At 59.6% G+C, this 19,165-nt stretch carries 19 protein-coding genes; 9 read left to right on the top strand and 10 right to left on the bottom strand.

Annotated elements, in window-relative coordinates; translation table 11 throughout:
- Positions 1-7: 7 nt before the first annotated feature.
- Both def and BN3544_RS01515 read right to left on the bottom strand, forming a co-directional pair.
- A complete protein-coding gene (gene def, locus BN3544_RS01520) occupies positions 8-514 on the bottom strand; it encodes a peptide deformylase (protein ID WP_019431027.1) in 507 nt (168 codons plus the stop codon).
- A gap of 94 nt (positions 515-608) precedes the next feature.
- On the bottom strand, positions 609-2,219 hold the full coding sequence (locus BN3544_RS01515) for a phosphoethanolamine transferase (protein ID WP_019431028.1): 1,611 nt from the start codon (positions 2,217-2,219) through the stop codon (positions 609-611).
- 213 nt (positions 2,220-2,432) lie between these two features.
- Between BN3544_RS01515 and BN3544_RS01510 the strand changes: the two genes are divergently transcribed.
- Together BN3544_RS01510 and dprA are read left to right on the top strand one after the other, a co-directional pair.
- Entirely contained in the window at positions 2,433-3,161 is a 729-nt protein-coding gene (locus BN3544_RS01510; RefSeq protein WP_019431029.1) for a phosphatase PAP2 family protein, read from the top strand.
- 68 nt (positions 3,162-3,229) lie between these two features.
- Positions 3,230-4,456, top strand: coding sequence for a DNA-processing protein DprA (dprA, locus tag BN3544_RS01505; protein ID WP_019431030.1), 1,227 nt, complete (start codon positions 3,230-3,232; stop codon positions 4,454-4,456).
- Between the two features lie 234 nt (positions 4,457-4,690).
- Here dprA and secF read toward each other — a convergent pair whose 3' ends face one another.
- The 3 genes from secF to yajC all read right to left on the bottom strand — a co-directional run bounded on the left by secF (position 4,691) and on the right by yajC (position 7,937).
- Positions 4,691-5,641, bottom strand: a complete 951-nt coding sequence (secF, locus tag BN3544_RS01500) for a protein translocase subunit SecF (protein WP_019431031.1) — start codon at positions 5,639-5,641, stop codon at positions 4,691-4,693.
- A 12-nt stretch (positions 5,642-5,653) separates the two neighbouring features.
- A complete protein-coding gene (secD, locus tag BN3544_RS01495) occupies positions 5,654-7,534 on the bottom strand; it encodes a protein translocase subunit SecD (RefSeq protein WP_019431032.1) in 1,881 nt (626 codons plus the stop codon).
- 70 nt (positions 7,535-7,604) lie between these two features.
- On the bottom strand, positions 7,605-7,937 hold the full coding sequence (yajC, locus tag BN3544_RS01490; RefSeq protein WP_019431033.1) for a preprotein translocase subunit YajC: 333 nt from the start codon (positions 7,935-7,937) through the stop codon (positions 7,605-7,607).
- Between the two features lie 180 nt (positions 7,938-8,117).
- On the opposite strand from yajC, the gene BN3544_RS01485 reads away from it, so the two are divergent.
- Positions 8,118-8,960: an EamA family transporter gene (locus tag BN3544_RS01485; protein WP_019431034.1), complete on the top strand. Its 843-nt coding sequence runs from the start codon at positions 8,118-8,120 to the stop codon at positions 8,958-8,960.
- Positions 8,961-9,008: 48 nt separating this feature from the next.
- Here BN3544_RS01485 and BN3544_RS01480 read toward each other — a convergent pair whose 3' ends face one another.
- The 3 genes from BN3544_RS01480 to phaP form a co-directional block, all read right to left on the bottom strand.
- Positions 9,009-10,154 carry a hypothetical protein gene (locus BN3544_RS01480; protein ID WP_155820569.1) on the bottom strand — a complete coding sequence of 382 codons (1,146 nt, stop codon included), beginning with the start codon at positions 10,152-10,154 and terminating at the stop codon, positions 9,009-9,011.
- A 77-nt stretch (positions 10,155-10,231) separates the two neighbouring features.
- Positions 10,232-11,020, bottom strand: a complete 789-nt coding sequence (locus tag BN3544_RS01475) for an enoyl-CoA hydratase/isomerase family protein (protein ID WP_019431036.1) — start codon at positions 11,018-11,020, stop codon at positions 10,232-10,234.
- Between the two features lie 85 nt (positions 11,021-11,105).
- Positions 11,106-11,663, bottom strand: a complete 558-nt coding sequence (gene phaP, locus BN3544_RS01470; RefSeq protein ID WP_019431037.1) for a TIGR01841 family phasin — start codon at positions 11,661-11,663, stop codon at positions 11,106-11,108.
- 249 nt (positions 11,664-11,912) lie between these two features.
- On the opposite strand from phaP, the gene BN3544_RS01465 reads away from it, so the two are divergent.
- Complete coding sequence (locus tag BN3544_RS01465) at positions 11,913-12,512, top strand: hypothetical protein (RefSeq protein WP_019431038.1); 600 nt, start codon at positions 11,913-11,915, stop codon at positions 12,510-12,512.
- Between the two features lie 28 nt (positions 12,513-12,540).
- Here BN3544_RS01465 and BN3544_RS01460 read toward each other — a convergent pair whose 3' ends face one another.
- Together BN3544_RS01460 and BN3544_RS01455 are read right to left on the bottom strand one after the other, a co-directional pair.
- Positions 12,541-13,719 (bottom strand): Fic family protein, encoded by a 1,179-nt coding sequence (locus BN3544_RS01460; RefSeq protein ID WP_231733883.1) that lies wholly within the window; start codon positions 13,717-13,719, stop codon positions 12,541-12,543.
- Between the two features lie 118 nt (positions 13,720-13,837).
- Positions 13,838-14,452 carry a 3'-5' exonuclease gene (locus tag BN3544_RS01455; protein ID WP_019431040.1) on the bottom strand — a complete coding sequence of 205 codons (615 nt, stop codon included), beginning with the start codon at positions 14,450-14,452 and terminating at the stop codon, positions 13,838-13,840.
- 120 nt (positions 14,453-14,572) lie between these two features.
- Between BN3544_RS01455 and BN3544_RS01450 the strand changes: the two genes are divergently transcribed.
- From BN3544_RS01450 to BN3544_RS01430, 5 genes are all read left to right on the top strand, one after another.
- On the top strand, positions 14,573-15,718 hold the full coding sequence (locus BN3544_RS01450; protein ID WP_019431041.1) for a Fic family protein: 1,146 nt from the start codon (positions 14,573-14,575) through the stop codon (positions 15,716-15,718).
- A 7-nt stretch (positions 15,719-15,725) separates the two neighbouring features.
- A complete protein-coding gene (locus BN3544_RS01445) occupies positions 15,726-16,415 on the top strand; it encodes a metallophosphoesterase family protein (protein WP_019431042.1) in 690 nt (229 codons plus the stop codon).
- A 101-nt stretch (positions 16,416-16,516) separates the two neighbouring features.
- Positions 16,517-17,572 (top strand): STAS-like domain-containing protein, encoded by a 1,056-nt coding sequence (locus BN3544_RS01440; protein ID WP_019431081.1) that lies wholly within the window; start codon positions 16,517-16,519, stop codon positions 17,570-17,572.
- Between the two features lie 250 nt (positions 17,573-17,822).
- Positions 17,823-18,245 (top strand): hypothetical protein, encoded by a 423-nt coding sequence (locus tag BN3544_RS01435; RefSeq protein WP_019431080.1) that lies wholly within the window; start codon positions 17,823-17,825, stop codon positions 18,243-18,245.
- Positions 18,246-18,270: 25 nt separating this feature from the next.
- On the top strand, positions 18,271-19,047 hold the full coding sequence (locus BN3544_RS01430) for an HNH endonuclease (RefSeq protein WP_019431079.1): 777 nt from the start codon (positions 18,271-18,273) through the stop codon (positions 19,045-19,047).
- Positions 19,048-19,165: the final 118 nt, after the last annotated feature.

The following is a 19,165-nucleotide window of genomic DNA, read 5'->3' as shown; positions in this document are numbered from 1 at the left end:
GCGGTGCTCAGCGCTCGGCTTTTTGGGCTTTGACCAGCTTGGTCTTAATGCGGCCTTGCTTGAGCGGCGACAGGTATTCGACAAACACTTTGCCCAGCAAGTGGTCCAGTTCGTGCTGAATGCAAATGGCCAGCATGCCCTCGGCCTCCAGGCTTTGCGGCTTGCCGTGGCGGTCCAGCGCCGTGACCTTGACCGCGGTGGCGCGTTCCACGCCGTCGTAAATGCCCGGCACCGACAAGCAACCCTCTTCGCCTTTGACGCGTTCATCGCTCATCCAGGTGATTTCGGGGTTGATCAGCACCAGCGGCTGGTTGCGCTCTTCAGACACATCGATCACCACCAAACGCTCGTGCACATCGATCTGCGTGGCCGCCAGGCCAATGCCGCTGGCGTCGTACATGGTGGCCAGCATGTCGTCGATCAGGGCGCGAATGCGGTCATCGACCGTTTGCACGGGCTTGGCCACCTTGTGCAGGCGGGCATCGGGGTAGCAAAGAATGGGAAGCAGGGCCATGAGGTGCTCAAAACGGAGAGGAAATCAGGGCCGTATTGTCCCCAATTTCCAAAGCATCTGCCAAAGTCGGCCATCTCAGTGGCGGCGTGCAAGCTCAGCGGGTGGCTGAACAGGCCGAAAAGATGTCCAACTCCGGCTGGGCCAGGCTGGTTTTAACTTGGGTCAAGCCCAGCAGCGAATGGAACAGGTTGTCGTGCGTCAAGGCCTTGCCGCTTTGCGCCTGCAAGCACGACATGCTCCAGCCACGTTGACGCTGCATGGGCTTGGACAGCCACACCACCATGGGCACATGGGTTTGCTCTTTCGGGGCCATGCTGTAGGGCATGCCATGCAGGTAAAGCCCTTTTTCGCCCAAAGACTCGCCATGGTCAGACATGTACATCAAGGCGGTGGGGCGTGGTTGGGCTTGCAGCCAATGCACAGTCTTGGCGATGAAATGGTCGGCGTAAAGGATCGAGTTGTCGTAGGCATTGACGATCTGCTCGGGCGGGCAGTTTTGCAAAGCGTGGCTGCTGCACTCGGGCTTGAACTGTTTGATCGCGTCTGGCGAGCGCTTGTAATACGCCGGGCCGTGGCTGCCCATCTGGTGCATCACCACCACCGTGCCTTTGGACCGCTTGGCAGGGTCCAGCGCGGCGAGCTGTTTGGGCAACTCGTGCAGCATCACCTCGTCCAGACATTCACCGTCTTGGCAAAACTCGGCCACCTTCAGCGCCGTGGTGGACACCGTCGGCACGCGTTCACACACGCCTTTGCAACCGGACTGGTTGTCCAGCCAAAGCACCGCCAAACCGGCCCGCTGCAAGACATCGAGCACGCTCTCAAAACGCTGGTTATTACCCTCATAAGCCGCCTTGCCCAAATGCGAGAACATGCAAGGCACCGAAGCTTGCGTGCTGGTGCCACAGGATTTCACATCTGAGAAATAGGTCAGGTCGCCCTGCGCCTGCAATTGACGCAACTGTGGCGTGGTGTCGCGGGCATAGCCACTCAAGCCAAAGTTGGCGGCTCGGGCCGTCTCGCCCAAGACAAACACCACCAAAGGCGCTTGGTCTGGCGTCGAAACGGGGGCCACCACTTGGGCGTCTTCGCCAATTGTCTGCAAGGGCTGGCTGGCCTGAGCCGCTTGCCCCACAAACAGCCGGGCGATGGCATACACGCTGTTAAAAGGATTGATCATGTAGCGCAAAGGCTTGTGGTTGCGCGTCAGTGAGGCGATGTCCTGGAACGACATCCAGAACAAGCCCAAGGCCACCAGCAAGGCCAACATGGCCACGCCCAATTGCCGCAAGATCAGCGGCTTGGCGCTCACGGCCCGAACAGGCTGACGCCACAACCAAGTGGCAGGCACAACCACCCCGACCATCAAGGCCGCCAGCATGGGCCACGACAACAGGTCACGCACCTCGCGCACATCGGTTTGCACCACGTTGGCCAACATGCTGGGGTCGATGACCACCCCATAAGTGAGCATGAAATAACTGCTGGAAGTCGCCGTCAGCAACATCACCATGGCCGCAGGCTTGAGCCAGCGTGGCCAGACCCAAAGGCACAAGAACCAGCCCACCAAGCCCAGCAAAATCAGCCACAGGCTGGTCATGGTGGTCAGCGCACGAAAACCCTGTGTTTCTGGCAGATTCCAGATGGTCATCCAGAACGGGAAATTGCCCACGGTGCACAACCAGACGGTCAAGACCGCCAACAAGGTCGTGGGGTGCCAATCAGTACGCGCAGAGAGAAGCTTTATGGGGGCCGTCACAAGATAGATCCAGGATACAAATGAGCTCGATTCTAGACACGGCCTATGAAGTTGCGCTGAAGCGCCTGGGAATGTCATGACAAAACCCAGCTGACTGTCTACACGCAGTGCAAACCCCATTACATTCTGGGCTGCAGCTTTTTTAGCGTTTCACGACACATGACCCCAGCAACCGCTTACGCCACCCCGGGCGACCTCAGCCCTTCCAGGCGCCTAGGACAGTTCACCTGGGTCAGTTTGATGTGCTTGTTGGCCTGGGATTTTTCCGGCCTCGACAGGACGGTGATGCACTGGATTGCCGACAGCAGCGGCTTTGGCCTGCGCGACAACTGGTGGATGGAAGAAATCTTGCACACCCGGGCCAAACAACTGGCCATCTTGGTCTACCTCGGCCTGCTGGGCATGGTCTGGTGGCCGCAAGGCGCAATGCGCCAGTTGACCCGCTTGCAACGCAGCGAAATCATGGTGGGCATCACGCTGGGGCTCATCGCCATCAGCACCCTCAAGCACTTCAGCCTGACCAGTTGCCCATGGGATTTGCAGGATTTTGGCGGTGCAGCCAGCTATGTATCGCACTGGCATTGGGGCGTGCTGGACGGTGGCGCAGGCCATTGTTTCCCTGGTGGACACGCTTCATCGGCTCTTGCTTTTGTCGGCTTGGCTTTGCCGTGGCTCGGTTCAGGGTTGACGGCTCAACGCGCACTGGGGCGACGCATCCTGGTCAGCGTGCTTGTGATCGGTTTGGTTTTAGGCCTCACACAAACCTTGCGTGGCGCGCACTACCCTAGCCACACCTTCTGGACAGGCTTTATCTGCTGGGCCGTGGCTGTGGCCAACCACCTGTTGTTTGGCTGGCTGGCACACCAACGGCAAAGCCGCCGCCCTTAAGCACCCACCCGCACCCACGCCCACGCCCTCAGCCAAAGCCCTAGGCAGCACACCGGGTTTGGCACACAATGCCTGCACAGACAGCCAACAAGGCTGCGCAGGGAGACATGATGGTGAACACCCCCCAAGCCTTGGGCTTTTGGCTGCGCCTTGCGCTCACGCCCGGTATCGGACCTGACGCTGCCAGGCGCTTGCTGGCTGCATTTGGCGAACCCGATGCGATCTTTGGTCAAGCCGAGTCAGGCTTGCGCCAAGTGGTTTCGGCACTGCAAGCCAAGGCGTTGCGTGAAACGCCCATGGGCTGGTCCGAGCTGACCGACGAAACCTGGCGCTGGCTCCAAGCCACCCCAGAAGCAGGCATTGGCCGGGCCGTGGTCACGCTGGGCGATGCCGACTACCCCGGCGCTTTACTGGACATCCCCGACCCCCCCATGATGCTGTACGCCATGGGCCAGATCCATGCCCTCTCGAAGCTGCAAGTGACGCGCACGGTGGCCATGGTCGGCAGCCGCAACCCGACACCCCAAGGTCTGATCAATGCCCGCGAATTTGCCCGAAGCCTGATCGGCAGCGGACTGACCGTCATCTCCGGCATGGCGCTGGGCGTGGACGGCGCGGCACATGAAGGGGCGCTGTTGGCTGCGCATGAGGTAAGCGCACTGGATGGCCGCCTGCCCACCATCGCCGTGGTCGGCACCGGGCTGGACCGGGTTTATCCGCGCCAGCACCGCGACCTGGCACACCAGATTGCCCAAAGGGGACTGATCCTCAGCGAATACCCTTTGGGCACACCCCCACTGGCCCCCAATTTTCCGCGCCGCAACCGGCTGATATCGGGCTTGGCGCAAGCCACACTGGTGGTTGAGGCGGCCTTGCAATCGGGCTCACTCATCACCGCCAAACAAGCACTCGAACAAGGTCGCGATGTGATGGCCATCCCGGGCTCCATTCACTCGGCCCAATCCAAAGGCTGTCATTGGCTCATCAAGCAAGGGGCCAAGCTGGTGGAATCCGCACAAGACGTGCTGGAAGAGTTGCACCTGCCCGACACGATGCGGGCAGTGCCCTTGGCACTGGACAGCGCTGCAGACAGCGAAACGCGGGGCACGCACTCCGACAAGTCCGAGGATGCGCTGCTCCACGCTTTGGGCCATGACCCGGTGAGCCTGGACGCCCTGCAAGCCCGCTGCGGCTGGAGCACCGCACAACTGCAAGCGCAATTGCTGGAACTGGAACTGCTGGGGCAAGTAGGGCGCTTGCCGGGTGGGCTGTTTCAGCGGGTAGGGGCGGGATAAGCTGACAGGCTTCGTCACCCCCGACTTAGGACGCTGTCACCCCGACTTAGGACGCTGTCACCCCGACTTAGGACGCTGTCACCCCCGACTTGATCGGGGGTCCACGCAGTCGTTGCAGATAGATACCCGGTCAGGCCGGGCATGACAGCATTGATGTCAGGTGCGGCAACAACACGGCAAGGTGTGCAGACATTTACGCCGGGCATGACGACGATCCAGCCCGGCTTGGCGAGGTCAGACCACTGCGCCTGAATTTTCGTCGCCGGGGTCGTTGTCTTTCTTGAGTGGCTTGATCAGGTCTTCGCGCTGGATGCCCAGCCACATGGCAATGGCGGCCGCCACAAACACCGACGAGTAAATGCCGAACAAAATGCCAATGGTCAAGGCCATGGCGAAGTAATGCAGCGTCTCGCCACCGAACAGCAGCATCGACAGCACCATGATCTGGGTCGAACCGTGGGTGATGATGGTGCGGCTGATGGTCGATGTGATCGCGTTGTCGATGATCTCGACGGTGTTCATCTTGCGGTAACGGCGAAAGTTCTCGCGGATTCGGTCAAAAATCACCACCGACTCGTTGACCGAGTAACCCAGCACCGCCAGCACCGCCGCCAAAACCGCCAGTGAAAACTCCCACTGAAAGAAGGCAAAAAACCCCAAGATGATGATCACGTCGTGCAAGTTGGCGATGATGGCCGAGACCGCGAACTTCCACTCAAAGCGCACGGCCAAGTAAATCATGATGCCCAGCACCACAAAGCCCAGCGCCTTCAAGCCGTCTTCGGCCAGTTCGTCGCCCACTTGAGGCCCGACAAACTCGGTGCGGCGCAGCGTGACATCGGGGCTGTCGGCTTTCAGGGCCGCCAACACCTTGTCGCTTTGCTGTGCCGAGCTCACGCCTTTTTGCGCGGGCAAACGGATCATCACATCGCGTGCCGAACCAAAGTTTTGCACCTGCACTTCGCTAAAACCCAGCGTGCTCACCGTGCCGCGCACCTTTTGCAAGTCTGCGGGCTGGCTGTAACTGACTTCCATCAGGGTGCCGCCCGTGAACTCCACCGAAAGGTGCAGGCCACGGCTGAACAAAAAGAACACCGCCAGCGCAAAAGTAATGAAGGAGATCGCGTTGAACACCAACGCGTGCTTCATGAACGGGATGTCTTTTTTGATTTTGAATAATTCCATGGTCCTGTCCCCTTAGTCGGCTTTCACCGCAGTGCCAGCCTCAGGCCGCCACACGGTGCCGATCGACACCGATTTGAGTTTCTTTTTGCCGCCGTACCAAAGATTGACCAAACCCCGCGAGAAGAAAACCGCCGAGAACATGCTGGTCAAAATGCCAATGCAATGCACCACCGCAAAGCCGCGCACCGGGCCAGAACCAAAGGCCAACAAGGCCACGCCCGCGATCAAGGTCGTGATGTTGGAGTCAAAAATCGTGGCCCAAGCTCGGTCGTAACCGGCATGAATGGCCGCTTGCGGGCTGACCCCGTTGCGCAACTCTTCGCGCACACGCTCGTTGATCAACACGTTCGAGTCAATCGCCATGCCCAAGGCCAGCGCCATCGCGGCCATGCCGGGCAAGGTCAAGGTCGCTTGCAGCATCGACAAAATGGCCACCAAGAACAGCAAGTTCACGCCCAGCGCAATGCCCGAGAACAGGCCGAACATGGCGTAATAAACCATCATGAAGGCCACGATCACCAAGAAACCCCAGGTCACGCTGTTGAAACCCTTGGCGATGTTTTCGGCACCCAAGCTGGGGCCAATGGTGCGCTCTTCGATGATCTCCATCGGCGCGGCCAAAGAACCTGCACGCAAAAGCAGCGCCGTGTCGTTGGCTTCTGCTGTGGTCATGCGGCCAGAAATCTGCACACGGCCGCCACCGATCTCGGCGCGAATCACCGGTGCCGTCACCACTTCGCCCTTGCCCTTTTCGAACAAGATGATGGCCATGCGCTTACCCACGTTGTCGCGCGTCACGTCTTTGAAGATGCGTGCACCCTTGGCGTCCAGCGTCAGGTTGACCACCGGCTCTTGGGTCTGTCCATCAAAACCCGGCTGGGCATCGGTCAGGTTGTCACCGGTGAGCACCACTTGTTTTTTGACGATCAAGGGGCGGCCATCGCGCTCCAAGTAGCGTTCAGCGCCAAACGGCACGATGCCGCCCGCTTGCTCTGCACCGCGCGCTTCGGTGCTCTCGTCCACCATGCGCACTTCGAGGGTCGCGGTGCGGCCCAAAATGTCTTTGGCCTTGGCGGTGTCCTGCACACCGGGCAACTGCACCACGATGCGGTCCAGTCCTTGCTGTTGGATCACCGGCTCGGCCACGCCCAGCTCGTTGATTCGGTTGTGCAGTGTGGTGATGTTTTGCTTCAAAGCCTGCTCTTGCACCTTGCGCGCCGCTTCGGGCTTGATGTTGGCGCTCAGGCGGAACTCGCTGCCGTCTGCCGCGTCTTGCGTCTGCAAATCCGGAAATTGGGCCGCCATCACGCGCTTGGCCGCTTCGAGCTGCTGCGCGTCGCGCAAACGCACTTCGATGGTCTGGCCATTGCGGCTGATACCGCCGTGGCGTACGTCTTTTTCGCGCAGCATGCTGCGCAGGTCGCCCGCGATGGCCTCCACCCTTTGCGTCAATGCGGCCTGCATGTCAACCTGCAACATGAAGTGCACGCCACCGCGCAAGTCCAAGCCCAAATACATGGGCGAGGCGTGCAAGGCAGTCAACCAAGCGGGCGAGCGCGACACCAGATTCAAAGCCACCACAAACTGGGGATCGGCCCCGTCAGGGATCAAGGCTTTTTGAATCGCGTCTTTGGCCTTGAGTTGCTGGTCGGTGTTCTCGAAGCGGGCCCGGATCGAGCCACCCTCCAGAATCACTGTTTGGGGGATGACCGAAGCGGCCTTCAGGGCGTCTTCGACCTTTTGCAGAGCCTGGGTGTCAACCTTGATGGTCGCCTTGCCCGAAGACACCTGCACCGCAGGGGCTTCACCAAAAAAGTTGGGCAGGGTGTAGACCACCCCCAGCAACATGGCGATCACGATGATCGCGTATTTCCAGACCGGGTAACGGTTCATAGTGACTCGCGTGCAGGATGAAAAATCGGGGCCGGCAACGGCCAAAGCCCCATGGATGAGCCCGGGTAAATTACTTCAGGGTGCCTTTAGGCAAGACCTGAACCACCGCGCTGCGCTGCATTTGCACTTCGACGCCAGCCGTCAATTCCACACCAATGTAGGCGTCACCGATCTTGCTGACTTTGCCCAGCAAACCACCAGCGGTCACGATTTCGTCGCCTTTAGCCAAGGCATCGATCATGCTGCGGTGCTCTTTTTGCTTTTTCATCTGGGGGCGGATCATGACGAAATACAACACCGCAAACATCAGCAACAAGGGCAGCATGCTCATCAAAGTGGACTGCATGTCGCCACCAGCGGCAGCGGCGGGTGCAGTTTGGGCAAAAGCGGAAGAAATGAACATGAAAGCTCCACAAAAAGGCAAATTCGGGTTTGATCGGGTGACGCGTGCGCGCCCCGCGGACGAAGCCGCCATTGTATGCGGCGCTATGATGCCGCCTAAAAGCCTTTTGACACGACGGAATGCCCTCGCAAACCGCGCCCCACGGAAAGAAACACCCCCTTGAATTCGCGTTTGTGGGCCATGCTGGCCTTGATGGGCAGCTTGGTGTCTTTGTCGGTTGGCACCTCGTTTGCCAAAAGCCTGTTTCCCGCCTTAGGGGCCGAGGGCACCACGGCTTATCGCCTCGTGTTTGCCATGCTGATGCTGATGGCCGTGTTCCGACCCTGGCGTCGCCGCTGGGTCTGGGCCGACGCCCTGCCGCTGGGTCTGTATGGCGTCACTTTGGGCGTTATGAACTTGCTGTTTTACAGCGCCATCAAGACCATTCCGTTTGGGGTGGCGATTGCCATCGAGTTCACCGGCCCGCTGGCCGTTGCCGTCTGGACCTCGCAAAAGGCCAGCGACTGGCTGTGGGTGGCGTTGGCGGCGCTGGGTTTGGGATTGTTGCTGCCTTTGCCCGGCGCCCAAGCGGCCACGACACTGGACCCGCAGGGCATGGGTCTGGCTTTGGCAGCAGGCATTTGTTGGGCGCTTTACATCGTCTTTGGCCAGCGTGTGGCCATGCGCTACGGCGGCATGGCCACGCCGCTGGGCATGTTGGCCGCCGCGCTGGTGGTGGCACCTATTGGTGTGCTTCACACAGGCAGCGCCTTGTTTGATCCGCAGTGGCTGATGGCAGGCCTGGCCGTGGCGCTGCTGTCGAGCGCCATTCCTTATGCGCTGGAAATGTATGCGCTGAACCACCTGCCCAAAAACACCTTCAGCATCTTGCTCAGCCTAGAGCCCGCCGTAGGCGCACTGGCCGGTTGGTTGGTGCTGTCCGAGCGCTTGACGCTTTTCCAGGGTATGGCCATCGCGATGGTGATGGCCGCCTCGATGGGCACGGCATGGTCAGCCGGTCGCTCGGCCTCAACGTCCAATTAACAAAACAGCCATTCGCGAGCGGGGGCCCGCTCCTGCACGCGGCGCACCTTATTTGGGCTTGGGCTCTTCGGACTTCACGTCGCTGGTGGCAGCATCCTTCGGCTTGACCTGTTCAGCCTGGGCTTCGGGTGCCTTGCCGTCGACAGGTTTGGCGTCTGACTTGGCGTCGGCCTTTGGGTCACTCTTGAGCTTTTCCAGCTGCTTGAGCATCCAGCTGCGCTTTTCCAAGCGCTCTTGCTCGCGCCGTTCCAGTTCTTGCAAACGCCGGGCGTGGTCCGCCTCGGCCTTGGCTTTGCGTTCACGGGCTTGAGCCGCGATGGCCTCTATTGCCATTTGCTCTTCACGCTCTCGCGCTTCGATGGCCGCCTTCACTTTGGCTTGTTCTTCGGCCAACTGCTGGTCTTTCAGGGCTTGTTCCTGCTTTTGACGGGCCACTTTGGCACCCGCGGTTTCTCTCATGCCCGTGCCCCAAGGCTGCTTGTCCAGCTGCCTGCGAATGGCCGCCTCAGCGCTGATAGGCCGGTTTTTGCCGTTTTCAGTCACGCTGTAAAAGCCCTCGCACCGGGTCTTCACACCGGATTGCACACAAGGGAAGCTCTTGGGGTTTTGCTCGCCCCATGCTTTTTTCTGTGCCAAAAAGGCATCACATTGGCCCATCGCGCGCTGGATTTTCCAATCCTCGGGGCTCGACTCTGGGCTGTTCATGTCGAACCACTCGATGCGCACACGGTCCAACTGCAAAGCCGTTCGCACGCATTCGGCTTTGGCCTGCCCCATGGCGGCCAAACCACTGAGCCACGCGGCACGCAAAGCCACGTTGTCATTCACGACTTGAAACTGGGTGCGGCCCAGCGTGGGGCAGGCGTTGACCACCTCGTCGTTGACCCGCTTGGATTTGCCGCGCCAAGTGACAACAACCGATTCGGCGTCTTTCGGCGTGATGTCGATGCGGGCCTCAAAGTGAGGGGCACGCACTTCGCGCTCCAAACTGGCTTGACCCTGGATCGAGATTTCCAGATTGCACACTTGCTCGGCGTTTTGCACACGCGCAGCCACGACCACGGTGTTGGCTTGCTCTGCCAACAACTGGTATTGCCCAGCTTTAACCGGCACAGCCAAGGCCAGCCCCCCCAAAAGGGCGGCCACAAAGCCCCCGAGATTCAGGGCGCGTCGACAGATTGAATTTGATTGCATGACAGATAAGAATCGGCTCGAGCCGACTGATCTTGAGCGCCCCAGGGCGGCCCCATCCTCGCCCCATCTCTGCCCCATCATCGCCCCACAAAAACCGGCTTGCGACGCTCGGCAAACGCAGCACGCCCCTCGGCAAAGTCGGCGCTGCGGCTGGTCATGTGCTCGCGCTCGCGCAAACGGGCGGTGTTGGCCTGGCCGGTTTCGATCTCGCGCAGCGACTTTTTGGTTTCTTGGACGGCCAGCGGGGCCAGGGCCAAAATGTCCTGCACCAGCGCCAGCAAAGTGGTGCGCCATTCTTCTGGCGTCGCCAGCGCTTCAAACAAGCCCATGGCATCCAGCTGGCTGGCCGTGAAAGGCCGCGCCGTCAAAAACGCGCGCTTGGCCCCCGCCAGCCCGAACCGACTCACATAACGCTGCAAACCGCTGGGGTAGTAATGCAGGCCCAGCGCCGTGGCGGGCATGCGCCACTCGATGCCCTGCAGACCGATGCGCAGATCACACGCCAGCACCACATCGGTGGCACCGCCATACACACTGCCGTTCAGGGCGCAAATGGTGACGGGGCGCAGCGCGGCCAACGCATCGGGAATTTCTTCAAAGAACGACGACCCATGACCGGGCTCGTCGAAACCCCCAATGTCATAACCCGCGCAAAACACCGGCTTGGGCTGCCCCGCCGTGTTGGCGGTCAGCACCAGCACACGCACATCGGGCTGCTGGTTGACGGTTTCAAAATGCGCCAACAAAGCCTTGAGGTCACCGTTTTCCAGACGGTTGCGCTGGGCCGGACGGTTCAAGGTGATGGTGGCCACGCCGCCTTCGATGTGCAAAACAGGGGCAGAGGCTTGGGCCAAGGCAGATGACATGGGTGAATTCCAAAACAAAAAGGGTGCCCGAAGACACCCTGATTGTAGAAAGCGAGCGGCAAGCGCCCACTTATTGAGCGGCAGCTCAGGCCTTGGCTTTGGCCTTGGACATGGCGGCTTTGACCGAAGCTTCGGCTTGGGCTGTGGCAGCCTTGAGGTTGGTCTCGGCTGTGTCAGCGGCTTGCTTGGCCACTTTTTTCAGGCTCTCAGCAGCAGTCTGGCTGGCTTCGAAAGCAGTCTTGAAGACGGCAACCGCAGCGTCAGAACCGGCTGGGGCGTTTTTCAGGCTGGTCTCGACCAAGCTTTTGACGGCTTTTTCGGATTCGGCCATTTTGCTTTCGACAGCTTTGGTGAACTCGGCACCTGTGCTGTTGGCGATGTCAGACAGGTGACGGCCATAAGACACCGACTTTTCGAAAGCAGGCTGCACCAAAGCGGCTTGCACGGCCATCATGTCTTGAGGTGTTTTGGCACCCATCAAAGCTTGCATGTTGGACAGTGTTTCGCCCACAGCGGCTTTGCCAGCGGCCATGTTCAGCTCAACCAGACGCTCGAAACCAGCGAAAGCGGTTTGCGACAGGTCGGCAGCAGAAGTCAGGTTGGCTTGCTGGGCGGCGGCGAATTGTTCGGCATTGAAGTTCATGGTGTGTTCCTTGGAAAGGTTTGTTGCAATGCAGCAATTTGAACAGTTCACTGTGCCCAACACAAGGGAAAACCCGCACTTTAGAGTCCACTCTCCAATTGGCCCCCAATTTGCCTCCAAATGGCCATCTGTGTGCAACAGCGCCCTGACACAGCGGGCAGAAGGTGTTTCAAGCGCCGCTGGGCGACGCAGCACCCGACCTCACTACACTTGGCGCAACGGCCATTCCGGTCAAGACACACTGTATTTATGGAATTTCTCAGTCTGCTGTTCTTATTGGCCACGGCCATCCACTGGCTCAACACCCAAGGCCAGCGCAAACGCACCGCCCTGCTGGCCGAGCAATTGCGCCCGTATCAAATTGAAAAGCACATGGAGCAACTCACGGGTGCTTACATGCGGGCACTGGGAGAAAGTGACCCCGAGCGGCAGCAGCAAATTTTGCAACTGCAAGAAGCCGCCGAGCAGCAACTGGCCACCGAGTTCCAGAATTTGGCCCTCGGATTTGCCAAACTACCGGCGCCTGTCACACGGGGCCTCAAGCTAGCGCTGCCCTTTCTTGACCAACTCTCGCCGAAAGCCTGCTTTGACATGCGCCGCATGCTGACAGTGCACGCCCAAGGCATCGAGCGCACTGTGACCAACCGTCAAGGCCTGACCCCCAAAGCACGCGCTTTCCGCATGATGGGCGAGATGTTTTTGATGCAGCACAGCTGCCACTGGTTTTGCAAATCCAAAACCATCGCCTCGGCCCGCATGTTGACCCAACACCAAACCCGCTACGAACAAGCCCTGAGCGCCGTCAGCCCCGAAACGCGAGAGGCTTATCTGGACGTGGTGCAGGTTTGAAAGACGCCATCATGCGGCGGCATAGGTGTCAAGCCTGCGCTTCGGCCTCGGGCCACAAACTCGGAAAATAAAAACGCAACGCATGCTGCGGCACGCCCAAGCGCAGCTTGCCGTGGGGTGAATCACTTTCCAATAAGCCCCTTTTGAGCAAGGCAGAAACCTGTGCCGTGGCCAAGCGATCGCCCAATCCCAACATGGCCTTGAAATCGGCCCGGTCCAGCTCGGCTTGCGAAGCAAACAAGTAGTGCAGCGCCCGCAAAGCCTCGGAACGCACGCCTTGCTTGACCACATTTTGTTCGTAGGCCAAGCACGCTGCCATGCGGTCCTTCATGCCATCGAGTGACAGCAAGCCTGCCATGAAGTCGACTTGATCAAGGCACACACCCAACACGTAATCAATCCAGCGGATCAAGCCCGCCTCGGTCAGGTTGCCCCGGCCATCCAGATCGCCTGCCCGGGGTTCATCGGCTGCAGCCAAGTTGGCGTAATACGCTTCGTGTGTGCGGGCAAACCCCCGCAAAGGCGACCACAAATCGTTGGTCAAGCCCATATGGCCCAACACCAAATGGCTATGCAGCCGCGCCACACGCCCGTTACCGTCAGCAAAGGGGTGAATCCAGGCCAGCCGCTGGTGCGCTGCCGCCATGGCCACCAATTGCAGCTCGCCTCGGCGCAAGCCCGAATACACAGAAGACCACCGCGCCAAAAAAGCAGGCAAAGCTGCCGCAGCGGGTGCAGCATGACGCCCCACACTCACCTCGCGTTCACGCAGGGCACCAGGTTGCAAGATTTGCGGGCCAGCGGGGGATTCGATCTGGCGATCGGATTCGGGCAAGCGGGCAAACAAATCTTGGTGGATGTCGCATACGGTCTGCACCGACCAGACTTGGGCGCTGTCCCACGCAGGCCACAACGCCTCCAACTGCGACTCAGTGGCCATGTGAGCCAGTGCCATGCGTTGACGGCGGGCCTTGTCGGCGTCCTGTGCGTAATCGTTGCGCAGGGCTTGCTCGATTTCCAGCGGCAAGGTGTGCTGCCCCTCGATCTTGTTGGAGTAATACGAGTTCATGGCCCGCAAAGATGACCGCAGCCCCGGCAGTGCCCCACGCGGGCACCAGCCCGACAAACGGTCCGCCTTGCGTATCAGGTCATGCGCACGCTCAAGCAGAGGCCCCATGCGATGCTCGGTGGGCAGCAAAGGCTCCATCTGTGTGGGATGGTCATAAAGCTGGAATTTTTGCGACTTCGACATAGCATGCAAGTCTATGTCATATAAAGGTTTTTAACAAATTATGCGTGGATTTTTGCGACTTTTAATGCGGCTTTTATTTTGCCCCCGCCCGCTGCTTCAAATACGGCCCCACCAAGTGGCGGCTGGTGCGCTGCAGGCCCATCAACAAAGCGTGGTCGGGCTGCTGGCAGCCGTAGCGGGTTTTCAGGTCGTGCTGCATCTGCGCCAGCAAATGCGCGGCCATTTCGGCATCGGCCAGCGCACGGTGGGCACGGCCTGACGACGGCAAATGGTGCAGCGCCGCCAGCGTGCCCAGCTTGTGGTTGGGCGCTTGCGGGTACAAGCGGCGCGACAACAGCAAAGTGCAGGCAAAGGCGTGTGAACCGTCTTGGCCGCAACGGGCCAGCTCGGCCTGCCAGAACTTTTTGTCAAAGGCCGCGTTGTGCGCCACCATGGGCCGCCCGCCCACAAAGCGGGCCGCCTCGCGCATCACCTGCTCGGCCGGCGGCGCGGCCTGCACCATCTCGTTGGTGATGCCTGTGAGTTGGGTGATGAAACTGTTCACTCGCACCCCGGCGTTCATCAGGCTTTGATAGCGGTCCACCACCCGGCCACCTTCGAGCATGACGATGGCCACCTCGGTGGCGCGGTCGCCCATATTGGGCGAGATGCCCGTGGTTTCGAAGTCGATGATGGCGATGGGGGTCATGGTAAGTTGGCCGATGCACAAACGGGTCTCAGATTAAAACCCGCTTTCACAGGCTTGCGCCATATTAAAGAAGGTTTTAATATGAAAGACCTGTATTCAAGCACCCTTTAATATCTCGCCATGCGCGTCACCGGAACCTACGTCACCTCAACCACTCTCGGCGAGAGCGTGCGCGCTTTTGTGCCCCATGCGCTGCCACCTGCAGAGCCCGAACTGGACGCTGCTTGCTATGCAGAACTCAACCGCACGGCTGAACTGGCCCTAGCACGTCTGGCAGGGGTGGCAGGCTTGGTACCTTCGATCGACTGGTTACTCTACAGTGCCATCCGCAAAGAGGCTCTGCTCACATCCCAGATTGAGGGGACCCAAGCGACACTGGTCGACCTGTTTGACAAAGAGGCGGGGCTGGTCGTCAGCAACACAGACGATGTGGAGGAGGTCACCAATTACCTGCGTGCCTTTCGCTGGACAGAACAAACATTGCGGGACCCCAACGGCCTACCCATGAGCGTGCGCCTGATGCGGCAAGCCCACCGCATGCTCATGGATGGTGCCCGTGGCTCAGGTCGACAACCGGGCGAATTGCGCCAATCTCAAAACTGGATCGGCGGCACTCGGCCCGGCAACGCTGCATTTGTCCCCCCGCCGCCCACGCAAGTACCCGCCCTGCTGGCCGATCTTGAACGCTTCATTCACGACACACGGCCCACCCTGCCCCCTCTGGTGCGCATTGGGCTTGTGCACGTTCAGTTTGAAACCATTCACCCCTTTTTGGATGGCAACGGACGCATTGGGCGATTGCTGATTGCCGCACTCATGGAGCAATGGGGCTTGTTGTCAGAGCCCTTGGTCTACGTGAGCGCCTACCTCAAGCAGCATCAAACCGAATACTACCGACGACTTTCTGCAGTCCGCACGGATGGCGATTGGGAAGGCTGGGTGGTTTTTTTCCTGGAAGGTGTTGCCCGCGCAGCAGACACCGCTGAGCGTGGCATCGTCGCATTGGCCAGCCTGATCAACACCGACCGGCGTCGCCTGCTCCAAGAGCCCAGAATCACGCCAGCCAGTCTTCGTCTATTTGAACTCTTGCCACTGATGCCCACTTTTTCCATCGATCAAGTCTGCGAACGACTGGGAACCACGTTCCCCACAGCCAATGCAGCGGTCAAAACACTGGAAAAGCTCGGCATCGTGGTCGAGCAGACCGGGCAAAAAAAGAACCGTCATTACAGCTACCAAACCTATGTGGAATTGCTGAGCACTTGATCAACCCATGCACCCCGGCCCCATCCTCTTCTGCGGCGACCCGCACGGCCAATGGCAGCACATCATCGATGCGACCGAGCAAACCCACGCCCGTGCCGTCATCCTGCTCGGCGATCTGGAGCCGGCACGGCCGCTGCACATCGAGCTGAAAGCCATTTGGGATCGCGTCTGGTTCATCCACGGCAACCACGACACAGACCACGCTGACAACTTTGCCAATGTGTGGCACCCCGAGCTGACCGAGCGCAGCCTGCATGGGCGCGTCATCACGCTGCCCTGCGGCACGCGCATTGGCGGGCTGGGCGGCGTGTTTCGCGGTGCGGTGTGGTACCCCAAAGACGCACAAGCGCCCAGGTTTCACAACCGCGAAGCGCACGCCAGCGTCACCCCGCGCCAAGACCGCTGGCAAGGCAGCGTGCACCTCAAGCACTGGTCCAGCATCTACCCCGACGAGGTGGAGCAACTGGCCGCGCTGCAAGCCGACATCCTCATCACCCACGAAGCGCCCGGCTACCACGAACACGGCTTCAAAGCGCTGGACACACTGGCCCGCCGCATGGGCGTGCGCATGACGGTGCACGGCCACCAACACGACTGCATTGACAGCAGCGCCCACTGGGCTGAGCAAGGCTTTCAGAGTTTTGGGGTGGGGCTGCGGGGGGTGATGGCGGTGGGGGGTGATGGCGGTGGGGGGTGATGGCGGTGGGGGGGGAATTGACCGTTAACTGACATCAACAATACAATAAATTGATTAAATATATACAATGTAAAGATAAAAACTCACATACAGCGATACAAATGGTTGACCCTAACGATGCAATCATCCTCGCTTGTGCCGCCCAAGGCGGGGCCATGGCCAGTGTGGCGACCGAGCAAACCGGCCTGACGCGGGTGGCCGTGTCACGTCGCATCAAGAAGCTGGCCGACAGTGGCTATTTGCAGCGGCACGGCACAGGCACGCGGCAAACCTACAGCCTGGGCAACAAGCGCTTTTGGCTGGGCTTGCAGCAGCGCGAAAGCATTTTGCAGCGCGGCGGCGAAATGGCCGTTTGGGAGCAGCGCCTTGCTCCCCTGCTGACCGACCTCAAGCCCAACGTCAAAAGCCTGGTGAACACCGCATTCACCGAAATGCTCAACAACGCGCTGGACCACTCCAACGGTTTGCAGGTGCTCATGGGCATGCACATGCAAGACGGACAGTTGGAAATGTTGGTGGCCGATGACGGCGAAGGGATCTTTTACAAAATCGCCGGATCGGCACACCTTTTTGATGAACGCTTGGCCATTTTGGAGTTGGCCAAAGGCAAGTTCACCACGGCTGCCCAAGGCCATTCGGGCATGGGCATTTTTGTGTCGTCCCGCATGATGGACGGCTTCGTCATCGAATCGTGTGGCCTGCGTTTTGACCCCAACGAGGCCAGCACCCCCTTGGCCCGTTTTGACTGGATCGACGTGAACGCCGCTCTGAAGCCGTCACAGGTGCAAACCGTGGTGCGCATGTCGCTGGCGGTGGACAGCACCCGCACCTGCAACGATGTGTATTTCAAATACTTTGAAGCCAGCAACGTGGGCGAGGCAGAACCCGGTGAAGCCTTTCACACCACAGAAATCCCGGTGCGTCTGGCCCAACTGAGCAGCGAGCTGGTCTCGCGCTCGCAAGCCAAATGGGTCATGAACCGCGCCACACAGTTCAAGACCGTGGTGCTTGACTTTGAAGGCGTGGCCCACGTCGGCCAAGCCTTTGTGGATGAAGTTTTTCGCGTCTTTGCCACCGCACACCCCCATGTTCGGCTCAAGACCATGGGCATGACACCCGAGGTGGCCAAGCTCGTGAGCTTGTTTGGAGGGGCCTGATTCCACAGGCCTCGTGCCCGTGGCTCAATCGATTGACGCCATCCCGCACCGAAGCCAGATCTTGTTGCCCCACCTGCCGCGTGGAAATCATCAGGACAACAGAGTCGATCACGCCTTTGCGCAGGTCGCGTCTGGGAGGAAGCATGGGCAGGTATTTGGACGCATGCTGGCACGTCAACCCAGGCAAAGCCCTGGTGCACAAACGCGTCGCCAATTTTTATGCTGAACGCCTTCTTCCACTGGAGGCAGCATGCACACCGCACCCGACCCAAGCACCACACCCATTTATGGCGTTCGCCCCAGCAAGCCCGGCTTGTATCTGGGCTTGTTTCATGGCCGCGACACGCCCAATGAAGCCATGAACGACTGGGGCTTTGATGGCCCGACCATTGGGCCGCTCAGGTACTTTCACACCACCTATGCCTGTTCGGTGAATATGGAATTTGTCTGCCCCACAGATGCCCAACTGCTCACAGGCACCCACGACACGCTCATGGACTTGGCCATCAATGGCGACCTGCTGTGCTTTGACGGCAAGCTGTACGGCGACTGGACGGTGTATTGGGTCTCGCCCGAAGAGTGCTTCAGGCCACCCGACACCTTTCGCCAAAACAACAGGCCCAATGATTTGCGCAGGCAAGCAAAACCGGTCCCGTGGGACGAGGACAGCTAATATCCGCATTCTGGGAGAACCATTCATGCCACGATCCACCGACTGGACACGCCAAGAGACTTTGGCCGCATTTCACATTTACCTTCAGTTGCCATTTGGTCAGCTACACCGCAGTCAACCCAAAATTATCCAACTGTCACAGTGGCTGGGACGCACTGCCAATGCCGTCGCGCTCAAACTCGTGAATCTGGCCAGCCTCGACCCTCAAATTGTGGCAAGTGGGCGGCGCGGCATGGGCAATACGTCCAAACTCGACGGGCTGATCTGGCAAGAGTTTTTGAGAGCCAGTGATAGCGTGATCACAGAAGCATCCACTTGCTATGCGGCCTATGCTGAACAAAACGGCCTCCCTGCTTTTGTGGACGTCATCGACGAAGTGCCCGAAATCGCCGAAGGCAAAACTACTACCGCCATTGTTCAGGTGCGCGTCAACCAAGCCCGGTTTCGACGTGCCATCTTGGCCAGCTACAACGCCACTTGCTGCATGAGCGGACTGCGCGTGCCCAAGTTGCTGGTGGCCAGCCACATCGTGCCGTGGAGCATGGATGCCAAAAACCGCTTGAATCCCAGCAACGGCTTATGTCTGTCTGCTCTGCACGACCGTGCTTATGACATTGGGCTAATGACCGTTCTGCCCGACCTGACGATCAGAGTGTCAAAAGACTTGAAAGATGCCACAGCCGATGCCTTCACACGTGACACTTTGGCTGCGTGCGATGGGCGGGTCATCACACTCCCAGAGCGCTTTCGACCTGCGCCGAAGTTTCTGGCGGCTCACGCTGAACGGTTTGGTTATTTGTAAGCACTGCGCGCATGGTGAAGCTTTAGGTTGCCTAAGTCGCACGCGATCTCATTCAATGACGGTGTGAGGTACGCGGAGCAAAAATAGCTCCAGCACTTTTTGGGGATACATTCAACCC

This window comes from Limnohabitans sp. Rim47 (genome assembly GCF_001517545.1).
Lineage (GTDB): Bacteria > Pseudomonadota > Gammaproteobacteria > Burkholderiales > Burkholderiaceae_C > Limnohabitans_A.
This window is presented reverse-complemented; position numbering and strand designations above follow the sequence as displayed.